Below are 2,944 nucleotides of genomic sequence, written 5' to 3' on the forward strand. Positions count from 1 at the left end.
TAATGGACCGTGTGTCTTAGACGCTAGATCAAGGTAGAAAGGGCGTACGGTGGATGCCTTGGCACTAGGAGCCGATGAAGGACGCGACGAACAGCGAAATGCTCTGGGGAGTGGTAAGTACACATTGATCCAGAGATCTCCGAATGGGGGAACCCACCGCCGGGAGACTGGCGGGACACCCACGTGAATACATAGCGTGGCGTGAGGCATACCCGGGGAACTGAAACATCTAAGTACCCGGAGGAAGAGAAAGAAAATTCGATTCCCTGAGTAGCGGCGAGCGAAACGGGAACAGCCCAAACCAGGAAGCATGCTTCCTGGGGTTGTAGGACACTCTATACGGAGTTACAAAGGGATAGGGTAGGTGAACGACCTGGAAAGGTCGGCCAGAGAAGGTGACGGCCCTGTAGCCGAAACCCCATCCCCTCCAGAGTGGATCCTGAGTACGGCGGGACACGTGAAACCCCGTCGGAATCCGGGAGGACCATCTCCCAAGGCTAAATACTTCCTAGTGACCGATAGTGAACCAGTACCGTGAGGGAAAGGTGAAAAGCACCCCGGAAGGGGAGTGAAATAGATCCTGAAACCGTATGCCTACAAGTAGTCAGAGCCCGTTAACGGGTGATGGCGTGCCTTTTGTAGAATGAACCGGCGAGTTACGATGGCGGGCGAGGTTAAGCCGATGAGGCGGAGCCGCAGCGAAAGCGAGTCTGAACAGGGCGCATCAGTCCGTCGTCGTAGACCCGAAACCAGGTGATCTACCCATGTCCAGGATGAAGGTCAGGTAACACTGACTGGAGGTCCGAACCCACGCACGTTGAAAAGTGCGGGGATGAGGTGTGGGTAGCGGTGAAATGCCAATCGAACCTGGAGATAGCTGGTTCTCTCCGAAATAGCTTTAGGGCTAGCCTCGAGGTGAAGAGTTCTGGAGGTAGAGCACTGATTGGACTAGGGGCCCCCACAGGGTTACCGAATTCAGTCAAACTCCGAATGCCAGCAACTTGTACTCGGGAGTCAGACTGCGAGTGATAAGATCCGTAGTCGAGAGGGAAACAGCCCAGACCATCAGCTAAGGTCCCCAAGTGTATGTTAAGTGGAAAAGGATGTGGCGCTGCACAGACAACTAGGATGTTGGCTTAGAAGCAGCCACCATTCAAAGAGTGCGTAATAGCTCACTAGTCGAGTGGCGCCGCGCCGAAAATGTAACGGGGCTAAACATACCACCGAAGCTATGGATCCCGTAAGGGATGGTAGGAGAGCGTTCCAAGCAGCAGTGAAGCGGTATCGTGAGGAGCCGTGGAGCGCTTGGAAGTGAGAATGCCGGTGTGAGTAGCGAAAAGAGGGGTGAGAATCCCCTCCGTCGAAAGCCTAAGGTTTCCTGAGGAAGGCTCGTCCGCTCAGGGTTAGTCTGGACCTAAGCCGAGGCCGAAAGGCGTAGGCGATGGACAACAGGTCGATATTCCTGTACCGCCGTACCACCGTTTGAACGATGGGGGGACGCAGAAGGATAAGGTGACCGTGCGACTGGAAGTGCACGGACAAGCAGCGAGGCCGTCGGGTTGGCAAATCCGCCCGGCATCAAGGTTGAGCTGTGACGTGGAGCCCGTAGGGCGAAGCACCGGATTTCACGCTGCCAAGAAAAGCCTCTAGTGAGGAGGTCGGCGCCAGTACCGCAAACCGACACAGGTAGGCGAGATGAGAATTCTAAGACGCGCGGGATAACTCTCGTTAAGGAACTCGGCAAAATGGTCCCGTAACTTCGGGAGAAGGGACGCTTATGGCAACATAAGCCGCAGTGAATAGGCCCAAACGACTGTTTAGCAAAAACACAGGTCTCTGCTAAATCGCAAGATGAAGTATAGGGGCTGACGCCTGCCCGGTGCTGGAAGGTTAAGGGGATGTGTCATCGCAAGAGAAGCACTGAACCGAAGCCCCAGTAAACGGCGGCCGTAACTATAACGGTCCTAAGGTAGCGAAATTCCTTGTCGGGTAAGTTCCGACCCGCACGAAAGGCGTAACGATTTGGGCACTGTCTCAACGAGAGACCCGGTGAAATCATAGTACCTGTGAAGATGCAGGTTACCCGCGACAGGACGGAAAGACCCCATGGAGCTTTACTACAGCCTGATATTGAGGCTTTGTACGCGATGTACAGGATAGGTGGGAGTTTGTGAAGCCGGAGCGCCAGCTTCGGTGGAGACACCCTTGGGATACCACCCTTTGCGTATAGAGTCTCTAACTCGCAGCCGTGATCCGGCTGGAGGACCGTGTCAGGCGGGTAGTTTGACTGGGGCGGTCGCCTCCTAAACAGTAACGGAGGCGCCCAAAGGTTCCCTCAGAATGGTTGGAAATCATTCGAAGAGTGCAAAGGCAGAAGGGAGCTTGACTGCGAGACCTACAAGTCGAGCAGGGACGAAAGTCGGGCTTAGTGATCCGGTGGTTCCGCATGGAAGGGCCATCGCTCAACGGATAAAAGCTACCCTGGGGATAACAGGCTGATCTCCCCCAAGAGTCCACATCGACGGGGAGGTTTGGCACCTCGATGTCGGCTCATCGCATCCTGGGGCTGGAGTAGGTCCCAAGGGTTGGGCTGTTCGCCCATTAAAGCGGTACGCGAGCTGGGTTCAGAACGTCGTGAGACAGTTCGGTCCCTATCCGTCGTGGGCGCAGGAAATTTGAGGAGAGCTGTCCTTAGTACGAGAGGACCGGGATGGACGCACCGCTGGTGTACCAGTTGTTCCGCCAGGAGCATCGCTGGGTAGCTACGTGCGGACGGGATAAGTGCTGAAAGCATCTAAGCATGAAGCCCCCTCCGAGATGAGATTTCCCTTTGAGCAATCAAGAAAGACCCCTCAGAGACGATGAGGTAGATAGGTCATGGGTGGAAGCGTGGTGACACGTGGAGCTGAATGATACTAATCGGTCGAGGCTTTGATCTAGTCTA

1 rRNA gene is annotated in these 2,944 nt (G+C 55.2%); it reads left to right on the forward strand.

Annotated features, from left to right (window positions below):
• The first annotated feature begins 26 nt into the window (after window positions 1-26).
• A 23S ribosomal RNA gene (locus KNO87_RS15265) occupies window positions 27-2,939 on the forward strand.
• The last annotated feature ends 5 nt before the right edge of the window (window positions 2,940-2,944 follow it).

Source organism: Exiguobacterium sp. s34, assembly GCF_018617435.1.
GTDB classification, from domain to species: domain Bacteria; phylum Bacillota; class Bacilli; order Exiguobacteriales; family Exiguobacteriaceae; genus Exiguobacterium; species Exiguobacterium aestuarii.